This window comes from Paenibacillus sp. FSL R5-0928 (assembly GCF_037970385.1).
GTDB lineage: Bacteria > Bacillota > Bacilli > Paenibacillales > Paenibacillaceae > Paenibacillus_AQ > Paenibacillus_AQ odorifer.
This window is the reverse complement of sequence record NZ_CP150225.1, coordinates 2,719,825-2,739,643: the sequence shown is the minus strand read 5'-3', so window position 1 is coordinate 2,739,643 and position 19,819 is coordinate 2,719,825. Positions and strand designations below refer to the sequence as shown.

Below are 19,819 nucleotides of genomic sequence, written 5' to 3'. Positions count from 1 at the left end.
CCTAAAAAGTTTTGTAAGCATTCACTACTTGGAGATTTACTTACTATTCCTTCACCGCCCCCATCATCATGCCTGAGATAAAGTACCTCTGTAATATTGGATACATCACAACAATCGGCAAAGTTGTAATGACAATTGTTGCTAGTTGAACCCCTTTAGTCGTAGTTTCGATAATCGCAGATCCACCAACATTTTGCATGGATTGTGTTTGCGACTGAACAATGATTTCATAGAGCTTCATCTGCAGCGGGTAGAGCGATTGATCGGTAATATATAACTTGGTGGTCATAAAGTCGTTCCACTGCCCAACCCCGTTAAATAACGCAATGGTGGCCATAGCCGGCATGGAAAGAGGGATAAAGATTTTTAGGAAAATGCGCCAATCACCTGCACCATCAATTTTGGCTGACTCTTCAAGTGAATCCGGTACATTTCTGAAGAAGTTCATTAGAATAACTACATCATAATAACTGAACAAGGCCGGGATAATATAAACCCAGAAGCTGTTTAAGAGGCCTAATGATTTAATCAATAAATACGTAGGGATCATTCCACCTGAGAAAAACATGGTGATTACACCCATGGCAACATACAGCTTACGTCCACGTATGTATTTCTTACTCAAGCCATAACCGATCATGGCACAAAAGAATACGTGGGTAATGACACCAATAAATGTTTTGGCAAGCGATACTACGAACGCTAAACCAATGGTCTCATCTTGAAATACAGCACGATAATTTTCCAAGGAGAACTCTGGAGACCAAAATATGAATCCGCCTTCCGCAAGCGCCTTACCCGAGCTTAAAGAGGATATGACTACATTCCATAAAGGAACGACAATAATGATTGTACAAATACAGAGCAGGATAATATTTAAGGTATTAAAGATTCGACTATCGAGATCTTCTTTAGCCACCGTACGATTCACAGAAATGCCTCCTTCTACAGAACTGATTGATTATCATTTAATTTACTGGATACTTTGTTGGCGCTAATCAGTAGGATGACTGAAACGATGGAGACACCTAAACCAACAGCAGTAGCATAAGAGAAGTCACCTTGCGTCATACCCATACGATACACATAAGAATTAATGACCTCCGCCTTAACGCGGTTCTGAGAATTCATCAATACCAGGGTTTGATCCAGATTTGATCCTAATAAACCGCTTACAGTGAGAATCAGATTTAAACTGATAATCGGCTTCATATTAGGAAGCGTAATATTCCAAATTTGTCTCATACGGCTTGCGCCATCTATTTTGGCAGCCTCATAATAAGTAGGATCTATTTTCGACATAATGGCTAAGTAGAGAATCGTTCCCCAACCAGCCTCTTTCCAAATATCGGATAACGTTGCAATCCACCAGTATTTATTCGCATCAAGCAAAATATTTACCGGTTTCGAAATCAGTCCCAAACTGAGCATAATCTCATTAAACATACCGGATGAGGAAAACCAGGCAATCAGCATCCCGCCGAGAACGATCCAGGACAAAAAGTGTGGTAAATAAGAGATGGTTTGCACTATCTTTTTAAAGCGTCCGCCACTTAATTCGTAAATCATAACGGATAAAATAATAGGAATAACAAACCCTATGGCTAATTTCAGAAAGCTGATCCCTAATGTATTGACTACAGCGTCCCAAAAATATTTATCAGATAAAATAATTCTGAAATTATCGAGCCCTACCCAAGGTGCAGAATCGAGCGTATCAATTACGGTGTAACTTTTAAAAGCAATCGTCAATCCGTAAATAGGAATAAAACAAAAGATAATCATAAAAATAATTCCCGGGATGACCATGGATTGAATTTCCCATTGTCTCTTGTAATCAATTACAAATTCTTTGACCCTCTGCCCCATAGGCTTTTTCCCGCTCATTGGATTCTTTCCGTTTGTTGGCACTACGGCTAATTTATCCACTTTTTCTTCTCCCCTCCAAATCATGATCCCCACATAATAAAAACGTTTTTATTTTTTTGAAAAAAAAACCCTCCCAAAACAACAAAATTATAAAAAATGATCGGGTAAAATCTTGAACCCATTACATATATGTGTTCTTACCGACCAATCTTTACTTGACTAGAACCTCTTACGACTAATTCACCTGCCAATTTCATCATCTCGCCCTGTTCCTTCTTCTGGATCATGCGAACTAGGTGATTAATAGCCAAAATACCTTGTCTAGCAATTTGATTTCTTACCGTAGTTAAAGGTGGTGAGAAATACTGCGCAATATCAATATCATCAAACCCCATAACGCTAACATCTAGAGGAACTTCGTATCCATGCGATTTCAAAGCTTGAATACATCCAATCGCACTCAAGTCGTTCCCTGCCAAGAAGGCATCAGGTATTTTATCAGGACTATAATGAAGAAAAGATTTTATAGCGTTGTAAGTGCTTTCTTCCTCAAAATATCCTTGTATAATATACTCTTCATGCGTGGGTAGCTGATACTGACGCAAAGCAGCTAAGTATCCTTCTCTCCGCTGAACACTGTCGTACATCTCATCCACACCAGATATGTAAGCAATCTTTTTATGCCCTAGACTGATTAAATATTTGGTCGCTTCAAACCCCGCTTCAAAGGAATCAAAAATCACGCTTCCCATCGTGTCGTTCTTAAGCGGTCGATCTAAAAATACAGCCTTAATCTTGTCTTTCACCATTGCAGCAATTTCTTCTTCGTCTATTCTCAGCTCCTCGTAGATAATGACACCATCCACTCGCCGGCCTAGAATATTGCTCATAATCACTTGTTTATCCTTGGTAACAAATACATTCAGCCCGTAACCTAGTCGATCACATTCACGCGACATGGACTCGACCAGTTTATAGAAGTATGGACCCGACACACTTGTTGTGAAAAAACCCAGCATTTTGGTTTTTCCATTCCTTAGGAGCTTACCGTTCAGGTTAGGAACATAATTTAATCGCTTCGCAACCTTAAGAACATGTGATTTCGTCTCCGGGTTTAATACATCTACGTCATTTAACGCGTTGGAAACCGTAGAAATGGAGACTCCAGCCTCTCTGGCAACATCTTTGATCGTTACCTTTTCCATAATGATTCAATCTTCCTTTACGAATAAAAACGTTTTTATAGATTTAAATTAACATAAAAACGTTTTCATTACAATATATTTTTTATTTTTATTTTATCAGAGGTAATAATTGGTACACAAGCTTAAATTTTCTACAGAATCTTATAAACACTTTACCTGTAAACTCGAAATCATTCGTAATACACTCTAAACATAATGTCTTGCTCGTAGTTCCCAAATCCACGGCCATATATGGTTAGTCCACCTCTTCTCCGTCCGCTATTCTCTGCCGTTAAACGAAAGGTCCACTGATCCTGCTCTACTCGTACATCCTCTAAGGTAATATCTGAGATTTGCTGCCCATCCACAAAGGTTCCACCTGCATTAATCCGCAGAACCTTCAGCAAACCATATTGGTTAACATCCGAACGCCACCAAATGGGATTTAATCGTCCTCTAGTGAGGCCAAAGTCGCCCGGACTGGTCCATTTTCCTAAATCCTGTCCATTCATCATAAAGCCGATATCCGACGGCCACTTCTCATTTACATGTGGAGCTTCGGAACCTATTTCCAGTGAAATCTCAATCTCTTGCACCACTTGATCTTGAAATAGATAATTTGGAATCTTGTACTCGATAGAACCTTTCGCAAACCATACAATGCCGGCATTCACCCGTTCCGGGTCCAGAAAATAACGTGGATCATCATAATAGCCGATCAGTTTCTCAGTAGTAGCAATCCCGCAGGTAGGTAAAGCCTGAATATCGGTATATTGCCCTACAGGGATAGACACCTCAACCACCTTTCTGGCAACTCCACGGGAGCCTGATAATTTAATCTGCAGGTAATTCGCAGACAAAGAACAATATTTATAGGTCCCTCCATTTACTCGTCTCATTTTAGAACTGATCAGGCCTGCTTTTTGCAGCTTTGCTACATGAGTACTAACAATTGCACTACTAAGATAGAGCTCCGCTGCCAGCTCTTTGATGTGCATCTCTCTGCGGTCCAGAAGTTCAATAATTCGCAGCCTAACTTCACTTGCCAGTGCTTCATACACCTGCAAGGATTCAGAATCTGTGGTTAAGTACATTTCAACGTCTCCTATGCTTATTGAATTAGTATTTTAACGAATCCTAAATTAATTCATTGCTTATTATAAGCTAAAATCAGTATCATGTAATCATAAAACAATTACTTAATTAGTGAAATCATTAATTCAACTAGAGGGAGCTGTACACTCATGCCGATTAAATCGACAATGATTATTGACAAAGATTTCAGACTAGCTGAAGTAGACCCGCGGATCTACGGCTCATTTATCGAACATTTAGGAAGAGCAGTTTACGGTGGGATTTATGACCCGGGTCACCCTACTGCGGATCAGAATGGTTTTCGGAACGATGCCATCGAAGCTATTCGTGCCCTAAACGTTCCTATCATCCGTTATCCTGGAGGAAACTTTGTATCCGGTTACAATTGGGAAGATGGGGTTGGACCCAAGCATGAACGCAAGCAATCTCTTGAATTAGCTTGGTGGACCACAGAAACCAATCAAGTGGGTACCAACGAATTTGCAGATTGGGCTAAGCTCGTAGGCAGCGAAGTCATGATGGCAGTTAACCTTGGAACACGCGGCATCGATGCAGCTAGAAATCTAGTAGAGTACTGCAATCATCCTTCCGGTTCCTACTACAGTGACCTGCGGATCTCTCATGGGTATAAAGAGCCCCACGCTTTTAAGACCTGGTGCCTCGGAAATGAAATGGATGGTCCGTGGCAGATTGGAGCTAAAACCGCGGTCGAATATGGCCGGTTAGCGAACGAAACTGCAAAAGCTATGCGCTGGGTCGATCCAACGCTTGAGCTTGTGGCTTGTGGCAGCTCCGGCAGCGGCATGGACACTTTTGCCGAGTGGGAAGCTACCGTGCTTGATCTTTCTTATGATAATGTGGATTATTTATCACTGCATACGTACTACAATAACAACAATGACGACACGCCTAACTTCCTAGCCCGCTCCATGGATTTGGATCATTTCATCAGCAGTGTGGCTGCCACCTGTGATTATGTTCAAGCGAAGAAAAAGAGCAAAAAGAAAATAAATCTGTCGCTCGATGAATGGAATGTATGGAAATCACAAGGCAGCAGCCGTGCCGAACAACACTGGCAGATCGCACCGCCAGAATTCGAAGATGTGTACACACTTGAAGATGCACTTGTTGTGGGCTGCTGTCTTATTTCATTATTGAAGCATGCTGATCGTGTGAAAATGGCCTGCTTAGCGCAGCTGATCAATGTTATCGCCCCAATTATGACTGAAAATGGCGGACCGCTTTGGCTGCAGACTACTTATTATCCGTACCTGCATGCTTCCCTTTATGGTCGTGGAACCGTACTTCACCCGCTGATTTCCAGCCCTAAATACGATTCCAAAGATTTCACTGATGTGCCTTACTTGGAAGCCATTAGTGTATACAACGAGGAGCTGAATGAAGTAACCGTCTTCGCTGTAAACCGCCATTTATCCGAAGGACTAGAGCTCGACGTGGATCTGCGCAGCTTCAGTTCCGTAAACATTATTGAGCATATTGTACTGGAACATGAAGATATTAAAGCTATAAATACCAAATCCAATCCTCATAACGTGATGCCTAGTCAAGGCAAAGCCGTTGTTGAGGGTGGACATGTAAAAGCCCTTCTCGCAAAAGCTTCCTGGAATGTGATTCGACTGCGTGTGAACGGCTAAGTTAACTTGTAATTAGTCATAGAAATGCCCCCATGAATTTTTAATAAGCTATAGATTCATGGGGGCGTCTTCGTTATTTTATTCTGAAAATTGTCACGGATTGCTTCGGAAACTCATAACTAAAGCTGCTTCCTTCTGTCTTAAAGCTGGTTTGTTTCGGAGAGACCTGCTGCTTATTCTCAAAGTTATTTTCGTCCTCAAGCTGGTATCCCGACATTTCATAGACTTCGATGGTCAGTGCTTCTTTTGCCAAAGATTCCAGTGCAACCTCAGCAGAAACACTATTCTCTTGTACGTTTACTGTCTTGAGGATAATATCCCCCGTTAATTCTTCCACACTTGCCGTGTAATACAACGGTTCGATGACCGGAAGTTTATCTTCTGTCTCATTCACCAGTTCTCCGTTAATAAAAGTACGGATTTGTCTGCCCACCACTTCTAACTTAAGATCGTATTCTACATCTGTTTCAACCGTAAACATAGTATGCGTCAGAACAGAATTTCTTCCGTTGATAATTGAGGCCACAATCGAATCCTGATTCTGCCAGCCACCCAGCTCCCAGTACAAATGATTCTGATCATCCGCTTTACCAAAATAGAAGATAAACCCTTTATTTCCTGCGGTTCGTGTAGCCTTAAAATGCAAAGTATAGTTTTCCCACTCTGTCTCACCAAGCTCTAGTGTCCGTTTAGCCGTTCTATTCTGAGCAGGGTCAGGCAGATTTGAGACTTCCTCTGATAAGTCAGAGTACGTCTTCACTTCTCCCGTAAGATTGTTGACTAATGTGATCTCGGAGAAACGAGCAGCGGAGGCATCCACACCGAAACTGACGGCTCCAGTGATCGCTTCCTTTCTGCTTTCCTTCGGTGCCGTGAAGCCATCTGCTTCCATCTTCAGCAAATGATCTCCCTGATGGTTCATGAATAGCTTTTGCACATAATAGTTTGCCGTGCCGTACACTTCATGATTATTGAACCAGATCAGGTCCGGCTTCCAGTTGATATAATCCACATTACAGAGCATTGGAGCATAACAAGCTAAGCCAACGGCATGGGCATTATTTTGCAGACCTGTCATAAATGCTGCTTCCACCAATGCATTGTAATAGGTATTGCCCCATGAAGCATATTCACCGAGGAATACCTTTGGCTCATCCGCTTTGAAGTCATCATAACGATGATGATTAGCCAGGAACCATTCAGGTGTACAGTAATAATGCTCGTCTACGAGGTCCGAATTGTTCTCTTTTGCCGACGTCCAGCCTCGTTCATATTCCTGACCGGCAGAGAACGGGCCGCTAGAATTAATGACCTTGATTTCCGGATATTTTGCTTTAATGGCTTGATGAAAGTAAGGATATCTCTCGAAAAAGGGTGCGCCTACCTCTTCATTCCCAATGCCGACATACTCCAGCCCAAAAGGCTCGGGGTGACCCAGTTCTGCACGAATGCCTCCCCACTTCGTGGAAGAATCCCCCTTGGCGAATTCAATTAAATCCAAAGCATCCTCAATCCAAGGCGTTAATTCATCCAGCGGTACCATCCGTTTATGATGCGGGTCATAGCCGCCCGGAAGAACGGGGATCGGCTTAGCTCCAATATCCTCACAGAACTGAAAATATTCATAATAACCTAACCCAAGTGTCTGATTATACGACCAGTTATTGCGTCTTGCCGGTCTTTGTGCAACATCCCCAATCGTATTCTTCCATCTGTACATGGAGTCTCTGTCATCTGGATCCAAGGAACCGTCATGCACCAGACATCCTCCTGGGAACCGCATAAATTTAGGTTTTAAATCAGCGAGCAGCAGCGAAATATCTTCACGCATGCCTCCGGGTCTATTCTTAAAGGTCTTCTCAGGAAATAGGGAAACCATATCCAGATATACCTTCCCGCTACCTTTGGTAACGATTACAAGACGACTGCTTGTGTCTGTGCTATTAGCTGTGATAACGGCTTCATATCGGGTCCATTCCGAGCTGCTAACGGCTATTTCCACTTCACCAAGAATGGTGCCGTCTGTGCTTTCGATGTTTACGGTAAGCGGCACATCAAAGCTTGTCTCCCGGCGGGCATACACCGAGAAGTTATAATTCTCGCCTTCTTTTACCGGAATACCACTGTTAAAGCCTAGATTCATCAGGCCAACGCCGTCACCTTCAGCCACAATATCGATGGCAACATAATGTTGGTTACGATCATTTAAGGGCTTGCTGTCTTCTACAGAGATATTCACCTTTCCATCTCCACGTTCTACAGGCTCCCAAGCCATCAGCGCATGATAATCTGCCCGGTCAATCGGGTCGAATTCAAAAGATCGGTTCTGAACTAGCTCAGCGTAAAGCCCACCATCGGCCGCATGATTCAAATCCTCGAAGAAAATACCGAATAGATCGCCTAACTCCGCCCCCCGCTGCTGCGTATGTATCGTCAATTTTCCTTCTGTTTTCATTCTTTTGTCTTCCTCCTTGTGAATTCCAATTTAATTTATATTTATATTACTTAGTTCATATCAATATAAATCATTATAATAACTCCTCTCTACATTCGTCAATTCGAAAACGAAAAACTGACACCGAATACCCCTCGATGTCAGTTCACACTAGGAAGCCCCCTAGTATAGGTTATAAAGAATACGTAAATTGATAGCTGCCCGAACCTATTTCGAGTCTCACTCCGTTATCGACCAAGCTGATGCTGTGCACGCCTCTGGACTGCTCTACAGGAACTCCATTTTCTAATAACCCTAGTTGATTGGCTCCAGGCAGAACGACAATACCGTTGGTATTGGCAGGAATCGTAACGTGGATCACCATTCCATTATCCTCTGATCGCCGCCACGCTGACTCCACTTTTCCGTACATGGTTTCAAGACTAGCTTCTGCATAATCCAGACCGGGGCCTGGCTGTGGCTTGATATGAACGATTTTGAAGCCAGGCTCCAACTCATCTGTTCCAATTCCTGCAACGTAACGATACAACCATTCACCTATTGCGCCATAGGCGTAATGATTGAAAGAATTCATATCTGCACTCCAGAAGCTGCCGTCCTCCTTGATCCCATCCCAATGCTCCCAAATCGTCGTCGCACCTTTCGTCACCTGATACAGCCATGATGGATAATCCTTTTGAAAAAGAAGCTTATACGCGAGTTCGTTATTTCCAATCTCGCTGAGCACAGGATTCAGATAAGGTGTGCCCACGAATCCAGTAGTCAGATGATCCTTAGCTTCAGCAAGCAGCTCAGTGAGCTTCTGAATTGCACGTTCTTTGGCGACCCCTTCTACAAGATCGAAACGTAAGGCTAATATCTGTGCAGTCTGTGTAGAGACGGATAACCTGCCCGCAGGTGTTATGAACTCATCACTGAATGCTTTTATAATTTTGGCGTGCAGCTCACTATAATAGTCCACGTCCTCCGATTTTTCTAAGGCTATTGCCGCTTTCAAAGTCAGAGAAACAGAATAGGCATAAAAAGCGGTGGCGACATAATCCCGATCTGTAGCCCCTACATAGCTGTCTGGCTTGGAATCAAGCGCTAGCCAATCGCCGAAATGAAACCCAGTATTCCATAGATAAGGATTGCTTCCCTGTGCATAAATATAAGAAATCCATTGCTTCATGCTCTCGTATTGCTCTGCAAGCAGCCTTTTGTCGCCATACATTTCATAGATTGTCCATGGACAGATCGTAGCTGCATCTCCCCAGGCCGCAGAAGAATGGTTAGTATCTCCGTCGCCAGGAGGAGCTGCTCTCAGCTCTGGAATAAAAAACGGAATGCCGCCCTCAGGGGTTTGGTCTGCCTTCAAATCTCGCAGCCATTTCGTAAAGAATGGTGCCGTATTCATCAAATAAGAGGCTGTGCGGACAAACATCTGAGCATCCCCCGTCCAGCCGAGCCGTTCATCACGCTGTGGACAATCAGTGGGCACATCGAGGAAATTCCCTTTTTGCCCCCACAGGATATTGTGATGCAGTTGATTCACAAGTGGATCTGAGCACTGAAAATCACCCGTACGTTCCATATTGGAGTGCATCACAATTCCTGTGAAATCCTCTAGTTGAAGATCTGCTGAGAACCCACTAAGCTTCACATACCGAAAACCTTGGAAAGTGAAGTGTGGTTCATACGTCTCTTGCTCTCCACCTTTCAGAGTATAGCGGATGCACTGTTTCGCTTTACGCATATTCTCCGTGTAGAAATTTCCGTCCCGGTCTAATATTTCAGCATGCTGAAGTTCTACCGCCTGACCAGATTGACCTTTCACATTAAATTTTAACCACCCTACCATGTTCTGGCCCATGTCCAGCACTCTATCTCCCTGCGGGGTAGTCAGCAGTGCAATCGGCTTCAAGGTTTCAACTTGTGTCACTGGCACATTTTCCTGGGCAACGATAATCGCTTTGGAATAGTTAATAATCTCCACTGGATGCCAACCTTCTGATGAAGGATCGGTGATATCCAGCTCCAGCCGAGCATCATAGGTTTCACCATTATAAATTTCAGACATCATAATTGCGCTTTTTGCAGCCTGCCAATTCTGATCTGAGCTAATAAGCTCATTTGAACCGTCTGCGTACCGGATATGAAGCTCCAGCAGAAGTGAAGTCTTTGATCCATAAATCTCCTTTTGATTATCCCAGCCCAAATACCCTCTGTACCAGCCATTGCCTAACAGTGCGCCTAACGCATTCGCACCTTCATGCAGAAGCTTTGTGACATCATAAGTTTGATATTGCAGCCGTTTACTGTAACTGGTCCAGCCTGGAGTAAAATAATGATCTCCCACCCGACTTCCGTTCAGCTGCAGTTCATACAAGCCCAAAGCAGTAACATAAATCCTTGCACTTTCCACTGGACCTTTTACATCCACGAATGTACGAAGCTGTGGGCAAATCTCAGAATCTTGTGAAAAAGAGGCTGTAGGAGCGCTGATCCACTCCGCCTGCCAATTCCCTGCATCTAATATTCCGGTTTCAAAAAATGCAACCTCAGACCAACCCGAGTCTGTTGCATTCTGATTCCATGCCCGAACCCGATAATAATAACGCGTGCGAGCTTCCAGCAGCAGACCTTCAAGCTCAACATGGATCGATTGAGAAGACTTTACTTCCTCTGTATCCCATAGCTTGCCTTGAAAAAGCATATTCTCAGCCACTTGAATTTGATAAGCAGACTGCATGCAGTCCCTGTCATCTGAAACTAACTGCCAACTGATTCTGGGTCTGATCACATCAATTCCTAGCGGATTTTCTTTGTACTCACAACGAAGCTTAGTGATTGCGAACATATAGATAAAAACCTCCCTCTATAGCTACAAATTAGTCTTTGCCCTATAATTATAGCTGCGTTACCGCTTTCATCACCCGGTAAAAAGGACATCATATCCCTGCAATCATGCCATAAATCTGGAAAGGGGAATTCAATATGCAACGAACCACCGAATTGTTCAAAAGTGAAGTCTTTTTTCAAAACGATCTGCATCTGCTGGTTAACCGCTATTCAGAGAACTTCCATGCCCCTTTTCATGCACATGAATTTATTGAGTATTGCTATGTAGCTGAAGGAAGAGGTTTTCATCACCTTGAAAATGAGATCTTTCCCGTTAGAAAAGGAATGCTGTTCGTGATTCCTGTAGGTGCTCCCCATGTGTTCCGTCCAGCATCTTCTGATACTTTAGGGAATCGCCTGATCGTCTATAATTGCCTTTTTGATATGCAAATGGTGGAGCAATTAAATATCGTCCTTCAAGAGCCATCTATCCGGGAGCACCTAGCCACTCTTGGGAGTAGCAGCTCATCTTACTTTTCCGTCTCAGGTCGAGATGGCTCTATCGAGCGCTTAATGCTGAATTTATATCATGAAATGTCGGTATCCGGTATGGGCTCCAAAACAATGCTTTACACCCTGCTGAGTCAATTAATCATAGCAGTGTACAGGCAAAAATACGGAGAAGATGACAAATCTACGATGGATATGGCAGACTTCACGCAAGTCATTCAATACCTAGAGCATAATCTGTCAGAGAAGATTACACTTGCCGAATTAGCCCGTATTTCACAGTGGAGCAGCAGGCATCTTCAGCGTATGTTCCACAAGCATACTGGCCAGTCCTTTGGGACCTACTTGAAGAATCTGCGAATGCATAAAAGCTGTGAATTGCTGCGTACTTCTGGACATAAAATTAATACGATTGCCGAGCTAGTTGGTTACCGTGACATCGACTCCTTTAACGCTGTATTCAAAAAAATAGTCGGCCAGACACCCATCGCGTACCGCAAGCTCTACAGATCATAAAAAAGCCGATGTCGTATGAACATCCATACAACATCGGCCCTATTAATTTATTGATTAGTGATCTGTTTAAGTAAAAACTCAACAAAATCAGTTGATTTAGTCTTACTGTCATCTTGCCCTAACGTTCCGATGATCATCTGGTTAGAATGGATAGGGAGTTCTGTAGCAAAATCCGTATCTGTGATATCTATGCCAGTAATCAGCTCTTGACCACTCTCCGGGTTAGTCATACGTTTCAAACGGTTATCGTCCAGAGGAAGTCCTGCGGATTTAATAAACGACTCCAGATTTTGCAGTCCCGACTGCTGGCCAATCCATTCAAAAGTAGCATCATCCATAATCAGGATATCCGGATGGTCGGCTGCCAGCATCGCCATAGCCCGCTGCATATAGCTCATATCCAAGACTCCACCGTCCGTCCCACCTGTTGAGGGTAGATAAACGATTTCTGCCTCCACTCTCTTCCAGGTCGGGTAACGTTTGATAATCTCTTGTTTTAGCTCTTCATTCTTACCTGACGAGTCCTGAGATTCATAGTTGCCTAGGAACATGATTCGAACATCTACCGGTGGGAGCGTAGCTTCATATTTTCTTTCCTGCCACTGATCATAGAGCGCTTTCCCCCCAAAGATAACTACCAGCAGCACGATAATAGAAATAATAGTGTGCGTTTTGTAGAGCCGAAAGAAATTCTCCGATTTACGTGCTACGCCGGACATGGCTCCCCACTTCTCCAGGCGCTTGTCCTCCGCTTCCTGAATCTCCTTCTGATCCAAGCCATCTAGGATGGTTTTGTAAGCGCGGAATTCCTCTTCATAAGCTGCGACCTCATCTTCAGTCGAATTCGATCGACGGCGTTTCAAATGAATATCTAACCTTTTGTTCAATTCCTCCCGGGTAACGTCTTCAGGCAAGTTCAAACGCTCATAGGCTTGCTTTAGCTTCTCATTCAAAATGATGTCTCCTTCCTGATGCTTTTCGTCATTTCAGATCGTTAATTTGGTTCTATGTATTGAATTCTTGTGGCAGTAAAAGTATGGGCTAAGCAGTAAAAAAAACATCGCAGGAACTCAAGTAAACTATATCATGTTGTGCTAGACGGTAACAAGTAAGCGTTTATCTAATCCAAACCATGCAGCTGCTTAAATTGCTCAGGACTCATCCCTGTCAATCTTTTAAACACCAAACAAAAGTAACTAGCATTATCAAAGCCCACTAGCTGGGCAATTTCATACATTTTTTTATCGCGTCCATTAAACATAAGCTGTTTACTCAAATTGATACGTTGCTTATTGATATAGGTTACAGGTCGATCATGAATTGTTTTTTGAAAAAGCCTGCATAAATACTGTGGCGATACAGAAATAATCTCCGCCAGCTCCTTTAAAGGAAGCGTCCTATGCAGATTGCTCTCTATATAACGCAGCACCGGTTTGATTCGCTCCAATTCATGTGCCTCATTCAGAGGCGATACTAGCTTTCTTTTTAAATCCAGAAGCAATGCGTAAAGATGTTTTGATCGTGCTAAATTGGTTTCCAGCTCATTGCTATCTGGCAGCATAAGGATTTGCTTTAGAGGATTGAGCCATTGATCTTCTTTTAATCTAGCAGGACCAGACTCGCGGATGCCCGCATAGAGCAGCATTTGACCAACCTCTCTGCCATTGAACGAGACCCATGATACCTTCCACTCCTTCCCACTGATAGGGGCATACGAATGAGGAATATCCGGGAACAAAAAGAACACATCACCTGGCCCCACGAGATATCGGCTCTCATGAATGATAAGCTCACCCTTACCTTCGTGAATCTGATGTATTTGATAGTCTGGAAAGCCTGCAGGACGTATAGTTTCTGGCTGATGCTCCCAAAATCCAAGGGTTGTAGCATAAAGCGGCAGCATGCTTACATCTTCTGTTTGGCAAAAAATAATTTTGCTCTCCATAAAAAAGTCCTCGTTTCATATTTTGTTATCTGGGACTAAAATTCTTTTATTTATCCTAACATTACTTCAACTTATAATATGAATATAATAACATTACAATGATTATAAAGGAGATCAACTCATGCGAGCAAAGTTTGTCTACCAGCCACCTGCTAACGGTTATCCGGAATGGAATAACAACCCAGAGACTTTTGAATTGAATCGATTGGATGCACATGCCTCCATGATCCCTTACCGTAGTTTATCCCAAGCGCTAACTAACGATAAAGAAACCTCACCTTTCTACCAAACCCTCAATGGGCTTTGGAAATTCGCTTTTTCCGAAACACCGGATCAACGAATTGTGGATTTCTATAAAGCCGATTTCGATTGCAGTAATTGGGATACAATTCCTGTACCGTCCCACTGGCAGTTCCAAGGTTACGACTATCCACAATATACAAATCTCCGATATCCTTGGGCGGAATCCGAGCCAGAGCTTAAAGCCCCCTTTGCCCCAACAAAATATAATCCAGTAGGCTCTTATCTGCGAACCTTTACTGTACCTGAGTCTTGGAACGGTCAACCGGTGTACCTAAGCTTTCAGGGTGTTGAATCCGCTTTCTATGTCTGGGTAAACGGTGCACTTGTCGGGTACTGTGAAGATACATTTACTCCATCAGAGTTCGATATCACCCCATATTTAGTTGCAGGGGACAACAAACTAGCTGTCGAGGTTTATCGTTGGTGTGATGCCAGCTGGCTAGAGGATCAGGATTTCTGGCGCCTTAGCGGTATTTTTCGGGAAGTCTATCTTTATTCGGCGCCTTCCGTTCATATTGCTGATTACTTCGTCCACACCGACCTGGATGAAAACTTCGTACATGCGGATTTAAATGTAGATATCAAGGTGGAAAATTACTTTAACGAGCAAAGCCCATATACACTGCAAATGCAGCTTTACAATAAAGAGGGCCAGCCTGTTTGGGAGACTCCTATCTCCACTACTGGTTCCTTTGAGCAAGAAGGCGTCCAGCAACTCAAGCTTTCTGCCCCGGTTGAGCAGCCATTTAAATGGAGTGCTGAAACCCCTTATCTTTATACCTTAGTCCTGTCTATAAATGACGACAACGGGCATACACAAGAAACGGTCAGCTGTAAGGTTGGATTCCGCAAGTTTGAGATTAGAGACGGACTTATGAAGATCAACGGCAAAAGAATCGTGCTTAAGGGCGTCAATCGCCACGAGTTCTCTTGTGACACAGGTCGTGCTTTAGCCAAAGAAGATATGCTGCGCGACATCCAATTAATGAAAACACATAATATTAATGCCGTTCGAACCTCCCATTACCCGAATCAGTCTGTCTGGTACGAGTTATGTGATGAATACGGATTATATGTAATTGACGAAACCAATCTGGAAACGCACGGCACTTGGGCATACAGCCAAGAAGGATTGAATGACGGGAATGTTCCTGGAAGCAAACCGGAATGGCGGGCCAATGTCATTGACCGCTGCAACTCCATGATGCAAAGGGACAAAAACCACCCTTCTGTCATCATTTGGTCTCTCGGCAATGAATCTTTCGGAGGCGACAATTTTATCGCTATGCACGACTACCTGAGAGAAACCGATCCTTCGCGGCCAGTTCATTATGAGGGGATCTTTCACTGTAGAGAATCGGAAGCAGCAAGTGACATAGAATCTACTATGTACATTAAACCGCAGGATGTTGAAAAATATGCGCTTAATAATCCGAAGAAGCCTTATATCCTCTGCGAATACAGTCATGCCATGGGCAATTCATGCGGTGGGCTGCACTTATACTGTGACTTGTTCGACAAATATGACATTGTTCAAGGTGCATTCATTTGGGATTGGGTAGATCAAGCCATTCGGACCCACACCTCCGAGGGAATTGAATATCTCGCTTATGGCGGGGACTTTGGTGAATCGCCTCATGACGGCAATTTTAGTGGCAACGGATTGCTTTTTGCTGATCGTACGGTTACTCCTAAGCTCTTTGAGGTCAAAAAATGTTATCAGAATATTAAAGTAACGGCTGAAAATATTCTAGAAGGACTCTTCCAGATTCGCAATTCCTTCTTATTTACCAACTTAAAGGAATACGATCTCAAATGGGAAGTTCGTTTAGACGGAGTAACTGCGCAAGAAGGCTTACTGAAGATCTCATGTGCACCAGGTGAGAGCACTTCATGCAAAGTTCCTTACGAGCTGGATTCACTGCGTGGCAATCATGAGGCAGTTCTGAATCTTTCCTTTATTCAGCCTTCAGCAACTATATGGGTAGAAGCCAATCACGAAATCGCTTGGGAACAGTTCATTCTGTCACCTCGTTTCGTAACCAATACCTCAAAGAGGACCACAGAAACACTGCGTGTCAGCGAGCTTGAGAATGTTTTGAACGTACAAGGTGATAATTTCGAACTGAGCTTTAGTACCACTACGGGTGCTCTGAACTCTTATCGTTCCTCAGGCAAAGAACGTCTGCTAGAACCTGTAAGACCTAACTTCTGGAGAGCAGTCACAGATAATGATTGCGGTAATAAATTGCCACAGCGGTGTGCAGTATGGAAGCAGGCATCGCACAAACAACACTTAATCAGCTTTACATTTAGAACCGAAGGCTCTCTCTGTCTCGTCTCTGCCAGCTACCTTCTGGCTACAAGTCCGGATTCCACGCTTCGGGTTCAGTATGTGATTCGCGCTGACGGGACTTTAGAGATCACGCAAGAACTGAGTCCGGGCAGCAGCGTTCTGCCAGAAATCCCTGAGTTCGGAATGATGTTCGTTCTAGATGGAAGTCTTGATACCCTATCATGGTACGGCCGCGGGCCTCATGAGAATTATTGGGATAGACAAACAGGGGCACCACTCGGACGTTATACAGGCAAGGTCAGTGAACAATTCACGCCTTATCTCAAACCTCAGGAGTGCGGCAACAAGACAGATGTCAGATTTGCTTCAATTACAGAGAGCAAGGATGGATCAGGGCTCTATTTTGAAAGTGCAACGCCTATAGAGATTAATGCCCTGCCTTGGAAACCTGAGGAATTGGAAGCCCATGATCACGTCTATAAATTGCCAGTCTCGAACAAAAGCGTACTAAGAGTTAACTACAAGCAAATGGGTGTTGGCGGGGACGACAGCTGGGGCGCACCAACCCACGAAGAGTTCACTCTGCCGGCTAATCGCCCGTACATCTTCCGTTTCACTGTCTCACTGCTCTAATCTCTTCCACTTATAAAAAAGGCCGTCTCTGGTTGGTTTCTACCACACAGGACGGTCTTCTTTTATTTATTTCACTGCTACTGTTCCTTGTCTGAATTCCGAAGGGCTTAAACCCACATTTTTTTTGAACTGTTTGGAGAAATAATAGAGATCGCTAAAACCAAGATCATGGGCAATCTCACCGACAGAACTTTGCGTCCCCCTCAATAGCTCCTTGGCCTTAGTTATCTTTTTTCTGGTGATATACTGAATAGGTGGAACTCCGATTTGCTGTTTAAATAGCCGGATAAAATAGTTGGGATGCATGTACGCAATCTCGGCAAGCTCCTGTATGGTGATATTACGCTCGATATGGGCGTCTATGTACGTTAATATTTTCGTTAATTTTTCGATCGAGCTTAGATTCTTAAAAGTGATTTCGTCTACATCTATGTTCATAATAAAATAAGAAAATAACTCCATTAACTTACTTTTGGCTAATAAATGAGCATACACCGCATCAGATTTCATATGACTCGTTAGGCTGCTGAAAATCTCTTGGATTACATGAGGATCTACTTCTCTGCATACATGACTTAACTCTAACATTTTGAATAGATTAATGTCTCCGACTTTTGCGCTGAAATGGCACCAATACTTCTCAAAGGGTTGATCACTTATGCAAGAATAAGATTGCTTAACTCCCTCAGGCATCAAAAAAAGCTGACCAGGCTTCGGATAATATTCTCGATCCCCGATCTTTAACCAACCCTCCCCATCGCAAATAAAATAAAACTTGCTATAGTCAGGTGTATAGTCGAGATCTCTCCAGTCACGGCCACAAAGATTGTAATCAGCCATAAATAAATCAACCTTTAAATTGGATAAATAATTAGTAAGCAAAACATGGTTATCCATCCCTTACTCCGCCTTATCAGGTTAGTTTTGTACATCTAAAAGTTAATGTCCTACATTTTGATTCCCACATCCATTCACTACAATGAAGAAGAAATAAACGTTTGAAAGGATGATTGCAAAATGGTGGATAAAAGCAAATATTTAAAAGTAATCGAAGATACGATCGTAACTGGAAGATTCAAAGCCGATTGGGATTCACTAAGTCAATTTCAAGTGCCTACGTGGTATGAGAACGCTAAGTTTGGTATTTTCATTCATTGGGGTCTTTATTCTATTCCGGCTTTCGCCAATGAGTGGTATCCCCGAAATATGTATATCCAGGGTTCACGGGAATATGAACATCATCTTGCTACCTATGGCGAGCATAAAACCTTTGGCTATAAGGATTTCATCCCCTTGTTCAAGGCTGAGCATTTCAATGCTGAGGAATGGGCCAATCTCTTTAAATTATCTGGAGCCAAATACGTGATGCCTGTTGCAGAGCACCATGACGGCTTTCAAATGTATAAGAGCGCTTACTCCCACTATAACACATATGAGATGGGTCCCAAGCGGGATTTAGTCGGGGAAATGAAAGACGCTTTTGAGCAGCAGGGATTAGAGTTTTGTGTATCTTCCCATAGAGCTGAGCACTGGTTCTTCCTGTCTCATGGCAAGGAATTTGATTCCGATATCCATGAACCGCTTGTATGTGGAGATCTCTATTGGCCATCCATGCCCGAACCCGATCATCAGGATTTATTCGGCTCCCCACCCAATCAAGAATTTCTGGAGGATTGGTTGATTCGCTGCTGCGAGCTGGTAGACAATTATCAGCCGAAAATCTTTTACTTTGACTGGTGGATTCACACAGCCGCCTTCAAACCCTATCTCAAAAAGTTCGCTGCTTACTATTACAACAAGGGAGAGGAATGGGGAACTCCGGTTGCAATCAATTATAAGCATGATGCCTTCATGTTTGGCTCAGCGATCCCAGATATTGAGAGAGGTCATTTCTCCGAGCTTAAACCTTATTTCTGGCAAACGGATACAGCAGTAGCTAAAAATTCATGGTGTTTTACACCGGAAAATGATTATAAATCTGCCGTAGAAATTATCAGAGATTTAGTAGATATCGTAAGCAAAAACGGCAACTTGCTGCTGAATATAGGCCCTAAAGCGGACGGCAGCATTCCAGCTCAGGATCAGGAAATTCTGCTTGGCATCGGAGAATGGCTAAAGGTGAATGGTGAAGCAATCTATGATACGACCTACTGGCGCACCTTCGGGGAAGGCCCTACAGAGATCGTTGAAGGTCAGTTTACAGATGGGATCACGAAGATTTTCACCAATGAAGATATCCGCTTTACGGTAAAAGGCAGTTATCTTTACGCTACTGTTCTTGTCTATCCAAACAACGGTATAGTGCAAATCAAATCCCTTAAAGAAAACTCTGCTCACTTCCATGGGATGATTAAACAGATCAAAATCTTAGGTTTTGAGGAACAACCTGCATGGGAAAGAACCGATGAAGCCCTGATTATAAAAACAACCTCGGTTCGCAGTGAGACTCCGGTTGTTCTGCGGATTGAATTGGATTAGGGACACTTACAGAACTTCATAACCTATAAAAAGAGTGTTCTTGCCCATCCAGCAGAGAAC

13 protein-coding genes are annotated in these 19,819 nt (G+C 43.2%); 4 read left to right on the top strand and 9 right to left on the bottom strand.

Annotated features, from left to right (window positions below; translation table 11 throughout):
• Positions 1–43 precede the first annotated feature (43 nt).
• The 4 genes from MKZ16_RS12100 to MKZ16_RS12085 all read right to left on the bottom strand — a co-directional run bounded on the left by MKZ16_RS12100 (position 44) and on the right by MKZ16_RS12085 (position 4,147).
• The gene (locus MKZ16_RS12100) at positions 44–931 is read right to left on the bottom strand and encodes a carbohydrate ABC transporter permease (RefSeq protein ID WP_036689738.1); all 888 of its coding nucleotides are present in this window, start codon (positions 929–931) and stop codon (positions 44–46) included.
• Positions 932–945: 14 nt separating this feature from the next.
• Positions 946–1,887 carry an ABC transporter permease subunit gene (locus tag MKZ16_RS12095; RefSeq protein WP_036689816.1) on the bottom strand — a complete coding sequence of 314 codons (942 nt, stop codon included), beginning with the start codon at positions 1,885–1,887 and terminating at the stop codon, positions 946–948.
• Positions 1,888–2,066: 179 nt separating this feature from the next.
• A complete protein-coding gene (locus tag MKZ16_RS12090; RefSeq protein ID WP_036689737.1) occupies positions 2,067–3,074 on the bottom strand; it encodes a LacI family DNA-binding transcriptional regulator in 1,008 nt (335 codons plus the stop codon).
• Between the two features lie 170 nt (positions 3,075–3,244).
• A complete protein-coding gene (locus MKZ16_RS12085) occupies positions 3,245–4,147 on the bottom strand; it encodes an ArsR family transcriptional regulator (protein WP_076100771.1) in 903 nt (300 codons plus the stop codon).
• A gap of 150 nt (positions 4,148–4,297) precedes the next feature.
• Between MKZ16_RS12085 and MKZ16_RS12080 the strand changes: the two genes are divergently transcribed.
• A complete protein-coding gene (locus MKZ16_RS12080; protein WP_076105376.1) occupies positions 4,298–5,803 on the top strand; it encodes an alpha-N-arabinofuranosidase in 1,506 nt (501 codons plus the stop codon).
• Between the two features lie 73 nt (positions 5,804–5,876).
• Here the strand turns inward: MKZ16_RS12080 and MKZ16_RS12075 are convergent, their stop codons facing one another.
• Together MKZ16_RS12075 and MKZ16_RS12070 are read right to left on the bottom strand one after the other, a co-directional pair.
• The gene (locus MKZ16_RS12075) at positions 5,877–8,258 is read right to left on the bottom strand and encodes an alpha-L-arabinofuranosidase C-terminal domain-containing protein (protein ID WP_076105375.1); all 2,382 of its coding nucleotides are present in this window, start codon (positions 8,256–8,258) and stop codon (positions 5,877–5,879) included.
• A 172-nt stretch (positions 8,259–8,430) separates the two neighbouring features.
• On the bottom strand, positions 8,431–11,097 hold the full coding sequence (locus MKZ16_RS12070; RefSeq protein ID WP_076100776.1) for a family 78 glycoside hydrolase catalytic domain: 2,667 nt from the start codon (positions 11,095–11,097) through the stop codon (positions 8,431–8,433).
• A gap of 137 nt (positions 11,098–11,234) precedes the next feature.
• Here MKZ16_RS12070 and MKZ16_RS12065 point away from each other — a divergent pair, with 137 nt between their 5' ends.
• Positions 11,235–12,104 carry an AraC family transcriptional regulator gene (locus tag MKZ16_RS12065; RefSeq protein WP_076105374.1) on the top strand — a complete coding sequence of 290 codons (870 nt, stop codon included), beginning with the start codon at positions 11,235–11,237 and terminating at the stop codon, positions 12,102–12,104.
• A gap of 47 nt (positions 12,105–12,151) precedes the next feature.
• Here the strand turns inward: MKZ16_RS12065 and MKZ16_RS12060 are convergent, their stop codons facing one another.
• Both MKZ16_RS12060 and MKZ16_RS12055 read right to left on the bottom strand, forming a co-directional pair.
• Positions 12,152–13,057: a hypothetical protein gene (locus MKZ16_RS12060; RefSeq protein WP_036689727.1), complete on the bottom strand. Its 906-nt coding sequence runs from the start codon at positions 13,055–13,057 to the stop codon at positions 12,152–12,154.
• Positions 13,058–13,224: 167 nt separating this feature from the next.
• Positions 13,225–14,049 carry an AraC family transcriptional regulator gene (locus MKZ16_RS12055; RefSeq protein WP_036689725.1) on the bottom strand — a complete coding sequence of 275 codons (825 nt, stop codon included), beginning with the start codon at positions 14,047–14,049 and terminating at the stop codon, positions 13,225–13,227.
• Between the two features lie 121 nt (positions 14,050–14,170).
• On the opposite strand from MKZ16_RS12055, the gene MKZ16_RS12050 reads away from it, so the two are divergent.
• On the top strand, positions 14,171–17,281 hold the full coding sequence (locus MKZ16_RS12050) for a glycoside hydrolase family 2 TIM barrel-domain containing protein (RefSeq protein WP_076100779.1): 3,111 nt from the start codon (positions 14,171–14,173) through the stop codon (positions 17,279–17,281).
• A gap of 66 nt (positions 17,282–17,347) precedes the next feature.
• Here MKZ16_RS12050 and MKZ16_RS12045 read toward each other — a convergent pair whose 3' ends face one another.
• Positions 17,348–18,178: an AraC family transcriptional regulator gene (locus MKZ16_RS12045; protein ID WP_038569983.1), complete on the bottom strand. Its 831-nt coding sequence runs from the start codon at positions 18,176–18,178 to the stop codon at positions 17,348–17,350.
• Between the two features lie 120 nt (positions 18,179–18,298).
• Between MKZ16_RS12045 and MKZ16_RS12040 the strand changes: the two genes are divergently transcribed.
• On the top strand, positions 18,299–19,759 hold the full coding sequence (locus tag MKZ16_RS12040; protein ID WP_076105373.1) for an alpha-L-fucosidase: 1,461 nt from the start codon (positions 18,299–18,301) through the stop codon (positions 19,757–19,759).
• The last annotated feature ends 60 nt before the right edge of the window (positions 19,760–19,819 follow it).

What these genes read in the sequence shown, in the direction of transcription:
- MKZ16_RS12045 (WP_038569983.1), bottom strand. Translation starts at nt 18,178, where the DNA reads ATGGATAACCATGTTTTGCTTACTAATTATTTATCCAATTTAAAGGTT.
- MKZ16_RS12040 (WP_076105373.1), top strand. Translation starts at nt 18,299, where the DNA reads ATGGTGGATAAAAGCAAATATTTAAAAGTAATCGAAGATACGATCGTA.
- MKZ16_RS12090 (WP_036689737.1), bottom strand. Translation starts at nt 3,074, where the DNA reads ATGGAAAAGGTAACGATCAAAGATGTTGCCAGAGAGGCTGGAGTCTCC.
- MKZ16_RS12050 (WP_076100779.1), top strand. Translation starts at nt 14,171, where the DNA reads ATGCGAGCAAAGTTTGTCTACCAGCCACCTGCTAACGGTTATCCGGAA.
- MKZ16_RS12065 (WP_076105374.1), top strand. Translation starts at nt 11,235, where the DNA reads ATGCAACGAACCACCGAATTGTTCAAAAGTGAAGTCTTTTTTCAAAAC.
- MKZ16_RS12095 (WP_036689816.1), bottom strand. Translation starts at nt 1,887, where the DNA reads ATGAGCGGGAAAAAGCCTATGGGGCAGAGGGTCAAAGAATTTGTAATT.
- MKZ16_RS12085 (WP_076100771.1), bottom strand. Translation starts at nt 4,147, where the DNA reads ATGTACTTAACCACAGATTCTGAATCCTTGCAGGTGTATGAAGCACTG.
- MKZ16_RS12080 (WP_076105376.1), top strand. Translation starts at nt 4,298, where the DNA reads ATGCCGATTAAATCGACAATGATTATTGACAAAGATTTCAGACTAGCT.
- MKZ16_RS12070 (WP_076100776.1), bottom strand. Translation starts at nt 11,097, where the DNA reads ATGTTCGCAATCACTAAGCTTCGTTGTGAGTACAAAGAAAATCCGCTA.
- MKZ16_RS12075 (WP_076105375.1), bottom strand. Translation starts at nt 8,258, where the DNA reads ATGAAAACAGAAGGAAAATTGACGATACATACGCAGCAGCGGGGGGCG.
- MKZ16_RS12055 (WP_036689725.1), bottom strand. Translation starts at nt 14,049, where the DNA reads ATGGAGAGCAAAATTATTTTTTGCCAAACAGAAGATGTAAGCATGCTG.